Genomic DNA, 7,152 nt, shown 5'->3' with positions numbered 1-7,152 from the left:
GTCGTGTGCGGGGTGGCGGCCGTCCTCCGGGACGGCCGAGAGTCGCAACACCGACTGGGGTGCGGTGCTGCGGCAGGTGCGCGCCTGGTGGCGGCCGTCCTCCGGGACGGCCGAGAATCCTAACGCGATGGCCGGGCCTGCCTTCGGTACCGACCTCGGGGCTGGCCATCCCCGGGGGACCCTGCAGCGGTAGTCGCGCTAAGACGTCATCTCACGTGGTGTGGCGCTGACTTGGTGCATCATCGTGGACTGTGGCGAGGGATCTTGAGCGTGAGTTGGTGCCGGACGGGCTGTGGGAGATCGTGGAGCCGTTGATTCCCGCGTTCCGGCCTCGGCGGCAGGGTGGGGGGTACGGTGCCGGTGGCGGACCGGAAGGTGTTCTGCGCGATCGTGTATGCGCTGACCGCTCCCTGCGCGTGGCAGAAGCTGCCGCCGTGTTTCGGGGTCTCCCCGGCCACCGCGCACCGCCGCTTCGCCGCCTGGACCCGGGCCGGACTGTGGCAGCGGCTGCACGGCGAGGTGCTGGACCGGCTCGGCGGCGCCGGGGTGGTGGACTGGTCGGCCGCACTGCTGGACTCCGCGTCCGTGCGGGCGAAAAGGTGCCCCTATGTGCTTCGTCAAGCCGCTGACGTTGCGGGAGGCTGGTAGAGGGTGCCGTCGCGGAGCATGGCGAACAGGACGTCGATGCGGCGGCGTGCGAGGCAGGTGAGGGCGGCGACGTGGTGTTTGCCTTCGGCGCGTTTCTTGTCGTAGTAGGCGCGGGAGGCGGGTTCCCGGAGCGCGGCGAACGCGGAGAGGTGGAAGGCGCGTTTGAGGAGCTTGTTGCCGCGTCTGGAGGGGTGTTCACCGCGGATGGAGGAGCCGCTGGTGCGGGTGGCGGGGGCCAGGCCCGCGTAGGCGGCCAGGTGTCCGGCGGTGGGGAAGGCCGAGCCGTCGCCGACGTCGATGAGGATGCGGGCTGCGGTCCTGACCCCGACGCCGGGCAGGGAGGTCAGGACCTTGGAAAGAGGGTGGGCCTCCAGCAGCTCCTCGATTCGGGTGGCGAGGAGCCCGCGCTGATCGTGGACGGATCCCAATGAGCCGGCCAGGCTGGGGAGGATCAGCGTGGCGGTGTCGGTCCCCGGGACGGTGACGGTCTGCTCGTCCAGGGCCGTGAAGATGTCGTCCACCAGGCGCTCAGCCATGCGCGGGGCCCTGGGCCGGGTCAGGCGGAGCAGCTGACGGCGTCCGGCCTTTCGGATGGCGGCCGGAGAGCCGAAGCGTTCGAGGATGGCTCGGACTGCCGGGTGGTCCAGGCGAGGGCCGAGTACCCGTTCCAGCGGAGGATGGATCTGGGTCAGCAGTCCGCGCAGGCGGTTGGTCAGGCGGGTGGACTCCTGGGCGAGGTCGTCGTCGAATCCGACGAGCATGTGCAGCTCGGCGATGGTCTCGTCGTCCGGGGCGAGGTCGCGCAGGGTGTGCGGCATGGTGCGGGCGGCGTCCGCGATGACGAACGCGTCCCGGGCGTCGGTTTTGGCTTCGCCGGGATAGAGGTCGGCGATCCGCCGCATTGCGAGTCCGGGCAGGTAGGCCACCTTGCAGCCGGCGTCACGGGCCACTGCCAGCGGCAGAGCGCCGATGGAGGCGGGCTGGTCGACCACCACCAGCACGGTGCCGTGCCGGGACTGGAGGCGGTCGATTATCTCCCGGAGCTTCGCTTCGCTGTTGGGCAGCCGCTGGTCAAGTACCTTCTTCCCGGCTGGAGTGACGGCGGTGGCGTGATGTTCGCCCTTGCCGACGTCCAGGCCGCAGAAGACGCCGATGCCGCTGGTGTCGGTCACGTGTCATCTCCACAGCTGTGTCGTTCCCGGTCCCACCTGCGGCATCAGCGTGCCGGCATCCACGTTACGGAGACCTCTGCCGCCCTCGACGGAGGTCGGCGGTCATGCCCCTCATCAGCGGTCTGCCGATGCCTCCGGGCTTGGTGACACCACCTTTTCGATCATGAACCGACAGGGGGCACAAGTCATGCCAGGCCCGGAGACCGGGAGCCCCATCGCGGGGCCACGAAGAAGGTAACGGGGGCGAGCTCGTCGGGCCGAACCCCGTCGACCGGGGCAAACCGGGCTCCAAGCTCCACATCCTGACCGATGCCGAGGGCCTGCCTCTGGTCACCGGCGTCTCCGCCGCCAACACCCACGACAGCCTCGCGCTGAAGCCGCTGGTGATGGCGGTGCCGACCGTCCGCTCCCGTCGCGGACCGCGCAGACGGCGGCCCGGCCGGCTCCGGGCGGACAAGGGCTACGACTACGAGCACCTGCGCATCTGGCTGCGAGAGCGGAACATCACCCCGAAGACCGCCCGCCGCGGCGTGGAGTCCAGCGAGCGACTGGGCCGCCACCGGTGGAAGGTCGAGCGCACCGTTTCCTGGCTGTTCAGCTACCGCCGACTGACCGTCCGATACGAACGGACCAGCCGCCACTTCGCCGCCTTCCTCGCCCTGGCAGCCACCCTGATCTGCTACAAAAAGCTCGCCAAACTCACCACATGAGATGACGTCTAAACAACCAGTTGGAGGGCTGCGTCGAGGATTTTGGCGGCCTTGTTGATGCTGCCGGGCATCAGGTGCCTGTAGGTTCGGTAGCTCTCTTCGATGGACTTGTGGCCCATCCATTCGGCAACGTCCGTGATCGGTATGCCGTTGCCCAATGCGTTGGTGGCGAAGAAGTGACGGAAGCCATACATACCCACCCCCTTCTGTGGAGGCAGCTTCTCAAACAGTTTTCGAACGCGGCGCCGCTCCATCGGTTCCGTGAAGTATCCGCCGGGACCTCGGAGAAGATAGCCATTCGGCGAGGCGCCATGCTTTTCTGCGAACCGTTCCATGGCACCCCGCACCGTGCAGGGCAACGGGACCTCCCTGAACTCACCCGGTTTGCGATGCTTCAGCTTGGCGGGCATATGCAGGTTCGAGTGTATTTGTTCGGTCACTCGGTACACGTCGAAGGCGACCATGTTGTTCAGATTGACGGCGCGAGCTTCGCCATTACGCAAGCCACAGCCGACCATCATGACGATCTCCATGGCGAGGAATTCATCCGCCACCGTCAATGCCTTCGTGATGTATTCAAGCGTGGGAATGACAACGGTCTTCGGAACATACTCCGGGTCCTGCACGCCTTTGACAGGGTCGTCCGCCATCGCACCTTTTTCGTATGCATCCCGGAGCAGGGACTTCAAGACGCGGTAAATGTTCGACTGATGGCCTCGGCCCACACCGCTGGCCTCCAGGTCATCCAGGAATTTCTCCACCACGACCGGAGTGACGGAGATCAGCTTCCGCGAGCCGAGGGCCGGGTTGATGTGGACCTTGAAGTAGCTGGCTACGTGCTGCGCCGTCGAGTATTCGGTCATCTTGCGCTGACGTGGCAGCCACGTCTCGGCATATTCCTCAATGCTCCGCTGTCCCAGTTCGCGGCGAGTCTCGGCGACTGTGGGGGAAGTCTTCTTCCGTTCCGCGTAGAGCTCTGTCAGGCGCTCAATGGCGCCGTCCTGCGTGCTGTAGCCGGCTTCCTCTCGCTGCTTGCCGAGGGCATCACGGAACCGGACCGTGTACGGGTGCGGGCAGCGGGTCGGGCGGGTGCAGTCGCAGGGCTTGAAGAAGGAGCCCATGCCGCGGGCCAGCTGTCGAGCCAAGGAAGAGCCTTCCGGCCCGCCGGGAGGCACCTCTCCGGCCTCCCGTTGCCGTGCCCGGGGGCGGGACAGCGGGCCCCCTGGGACCGATGCTGACCGATTGCTGACCCGGGCCCCGTCATGGTGGCTCTGACCTGCGCCGATGTCCAATCACCAGGTCTTGGACTTGAACATGGTACGCAGCATTGCGGCACTCCTGGACTATGGCTCCCTGCCTGCATATCCGCAGGTCAAGGGCGGTTTCCGTACCCTGGGGCAAGTCGCGCGTCCGGCCGGCTTTCACCAGGTTTTGCAGGACTCTTGCTGACCGATTGCCGACTTTCCTGACACGCCGTCAGGCACGGGCGGAAGGCTTGCGCCGGCTCTCCGGACCCCTGCCGTGACGACGCCCCCAGGGTACGCAATCGCCCCCTGCGCCATGCCGGGGGCCACCTCCACCCGCAGTCGCACCGCCCTCACCCACCGCCCGCCGCGGCGCGGGCCGGGCGGGGCCGGATGGCCCAATGCCGGTGGCCGCTCGTCCGCCGGCGGTGGAGAGTGACCGCAGGGAGGCTGAGGAGCGGTAGGCACCGCGGGGTGCGGAGCGGGAGGCACGATGGGCGGGCTGGGAACGGTACCGGGACCGGTGCACCGCCCTGCGGGCCCCCGCGGAGCGGCAGCCGGTCCGCTCCCGCGCCATGGCGGCATCCCGCTCACCGTCGTCCCGCGCACGAGGAGTGACCGGCCATGACCCTCCGGCCCTCCGGCCAGGCCGCCCGGCAGCCCGCGGAATCGGTGCCGGACGCCTACCGGCGCGGTGCCGCGGAGGTGGCGGACGGGCTCGGGGTGGATCCGGCCGAGGGGCTGCCGGAGGCGGCCGCGCGGCAGCGGGTCGATGCCTGGGGTGCCAACGAGCTGGCCGAGGCCGCCCGCCGGCCGCAGTGGCTGCGCCTGCTGGATCAGTTCCGCAGCTGGCTGATCGGCATCCTGCTCGGCGCCGCGGTCCTGGCCGGCATCATCGGCGAGCTCAAGGACGCCGTCGTCATCAGCGTCGTCCTGGTGGTCAACGCCGTTATCGGCTATCTCCAGGAACGCCGTGCCGAGCGCAGTCTGGAGGCGCTGCGGCAGATGCTGGTGCCCAGTGCCCGGGTACGCCGTGACGGCGAGGTGCGGGTGGTTCCGGCCCGCACCCTGGTGCCGGGCGATGTGGTGCTGCTCGAAGCCGGAGACCGCATCCCGGCCGACGGGCGGCTGGCGGTCGCCGAATCCGTCGAGGCCGCCGAGGCGGCGCTGACCGGCGAGTCCCATCCCGTCGCCAAGACGACCGCGCCCGCCGGGGCCGGCGGCGACGAACCGGTGCCGGTCGCCGAGCGCACCGGCATGCTGTTCATGAACACCGCGCTGACCCGCGGACGTGCCGAGATGGTCGTCACCGCCACCGGTATGCGCACCGAGGTCGGCCGGATCGCCGAGGCCCTGCGCACCGGAAGCGAGCCGCCCAGTCCGCTACAGGTGCAGATGGACAGCCTGGGCCGACGTCTGGCCCTGGTCAGCGGTGTCGCCGTGGCCGCCTATGCGCTGGTGTCCCTGCTGCGCGGGGAGGAGCCGGCCGACCTGGCGCTGCGCGCGGTGGCGCTGGCGGTCGCCGCGATTCCCGAGGGTCTGCCCGCCGTCCTCGCTCTCACCCTGGCCCTGGGCGTGCACCGGATGGCCCGCCGCGGCGCCATCGTCAAGCGCCTGGCCTCGGTCGAGGCCCTGGGCTCCGCGACCGTGGTGTGCAGCGACAAGACCGGCACCCTGACCATGAACGAGATGACCGCCCGCGCCCTGTGGTCGGCCGGACGCTTCTACGAGGTGAGCGGCGAGGGCTACGGCACCGCCGGCCGGGTGCAACCCGCCGGCCGCGGGCCGGCGGGCACCGACCCGTCGCAGGCGGTGGTGCCCTTCGCGCTGTGCAACGACGCGCGCCTCACCGGCGACGGCATCATCGGAGACCCCACCGAAGCGGCTCTGCTGGTGCTGGCCGCCAAGGCCGGCCTGGACCCCGAAGCGCTGCGCGCCCGCACCCCGCGCACCGGCGAGGTCCCCTTCGATCCGGCCGCCAAGTACATGGCCACCCAGCACGCCGACCCGGCCGGCGGCACCCGGGTCCATGTCAAGGGCGCGGTCGATGTCCTGCTGGAGCGCTGCACCGACGTGCTGACCGAGCACGGCCCCGCCCCGCTGGACGACCGGCGGCGCCGGGAGGTCACCGCCGCCGCCACCCGGCTGGGCAACCAGGGCCTGCGCGTGCTCGGGGCCGCCACGGCCACCGCCGACGAGCCCCGGGGAGCGGAGGGCCTGACCCTGACGGCCGTCGCCGGCATCGCCGACCCACCCCGCCCGCAGGCCCGGGACGCCGTCGCCCTGGCCCAGGCGGCCGGCGTCACGGTCAAAATGATCACCGGCGACCATGCCGACACCGCCGCCGCCATCGCCCGCGAACTGGGCATCGCCGGCAACGTCGTCACCGGCACCGAGCTCGCCCGGATGAGCGGCGCGGAACTCGCCTCGCGCATCGAGGACATCGGCGTCTTCGCCCGCGTCGCCCCCGAGCACAAGGTCACCATCGTGGACGCCCTGCGCCGGCACGGCCACATCGTGGCCATGACCGGCGACGGGGTCAACGACGCCGCGGCCCTGCGCGCCGCGCACATCGGTGTGGCCATGGGCATCACCGGCACCGATGTCGCCAAGGAGGCCGCCGACATGGTGCTCACCGACGACAACTTCTCCACCATCGTGCGCGCGGTGCGGCAGGGCCGCACCATCTACGACAACATCACCACGTTCGTCCGCTTTCAGCTCTCCACCAACGTCGGCGCCATCCTCACCCTGCTCGCCACCGTGGTGGCCGGGCTGCCCGCCCCCATGACCGCGATCCAGCTGCTGTGGGTCAACATCATCATGGACGGCCCGCCCGCGATGGCCCTGGGCATCGACCCGCCGCGGGAGGACGTGATGCGCCGCCCGCCCCGCCCGCCGGGCGAGCGCATCCTCAACACCCGCCGGCTGACCGTCATCAGCCGCGCGGGCGCCATCATGGCCACCGGCACCGTGGCCGTGTTCGCCGCGGCCCGCGACCTGGCCGATCCGGCGACCGCGGCCACCATGGCCTTCACCACCTTTGTGCTCTTCCAGCTCTTCAACGCGCTCAACGCACGCAGCGGCAGCGGCCCCGTCCTCGGCCGCCACCAGCTGCGCAACCGCGTGCTGTGGATCTGTCTGGCCGCCGTTCTCGCGCTGCAGATCCTCGCGGTGCAGGCGCCCTTCGCCCAAGGTGTCTTCGACACCGTTTCGCTCACCCCCCTCCAGTGGGCGGTGTGCCTGGCCACCTCCTCCACCGTGCTGTGGACCGAACACCTCTGGTACATCCTGCGGGCCCGGCGCGGCGCCGGGGACCGGGAGACCGGCGCCGTCGCCTCGCACGGAGGCCCGGCAAGGTGAGTGGAGCCCTTCCGC

At 70.3% G+C, this 7,152-nt stretch carries 4 protein-coding genes and 1 pseudogene; 3 read left to right on the top strand and 2 right to left on the bottom strand.

The window, feature by feature from the left end; all coding sequences use genetic code 11:
* Nucleotides 1-342: 342 nt before the first annotated feature.
* Nucleotides 343-648 carry a transposase gene (locus BM242_RS25860; protein ID WP_093841359.1) on the top strand — a complete coding sequence of 102 codons (306 nt, stop codon included), beginning with the start codon at nt 343-345 and terminating at the stop codon, nt 646-648.
* Here BM242_RS25860 and BM242_RS25855 read toward each other — a convergent pair.
* Entirely contained in the window at nt 618-1,820 is a 1,203-nt protein-coding gene (locus BM242_RS25855; protein WP_093841358.1) for an IS110 family RNA-guided transposase, read from the bottom strand. The genes BM242_RS25860 and BM242_RS25855 overlap by 31 nt on opposite strands.
* A 224-nt stretch (nt 1,821-2,044) precedes the next feature.
* On the opposite strand from BM242_RS25855, the pseudogene BM242_RS25850 reads away from it, so the two are divergent.
* Nucleotides 2,045-2,530: pseudogene (locus BM242_RS25850) on the top strand (IS5 family transposase); the annotation flags it as partial.
* Between the two features lie 8 nt (nt 2,531-2,538).
* Here BM242_RS25850 and BM242_RS25845 read toward each other — a convergent pair.
* Entirely contained in the window at nt 2,539-3,675 is a 1,137-nt protein-coding gene (locus BM242_RS25845) for a tyrosine-type recombinase/integrase (RefSeq protein WP_245834532.1), read from the bottom strand.
* 723 nt (nt 3,676-4,398) lie between these two features.
* On the opposite strand from BM242_RS25845, the gene BM242_RS25840 reads away from it, so the two are divergent.
* Nucleotides 4,399-7,137 (top strand): cation-translocating P-type ATPase, encoded by a 2,739-nt coding sequence (locus tag BM242_RS25840; RefSeq protein WP_093841355.1) that lies wholly within the window; start codon nt 4,399-4,401, stop codon nt 7,135-7,137.
* Nucleotides 7,138-7,152: the final 15 nt, after the last annotated feature.

This window comes from Streptomyces aidingensis (assembly GCF_900112355.1).
In the GTDB taxonomy this organism is placed as follows: domain Bacteria; phylum Actinomycetota; class Actinomycetes; order Streptomycetales; family Streptomycetaceae; genus Streptomyces; species Streptomyces aidingensis.
This window is presented reverse-complemented; position numbering and strand designations above follow the sequence as displayed.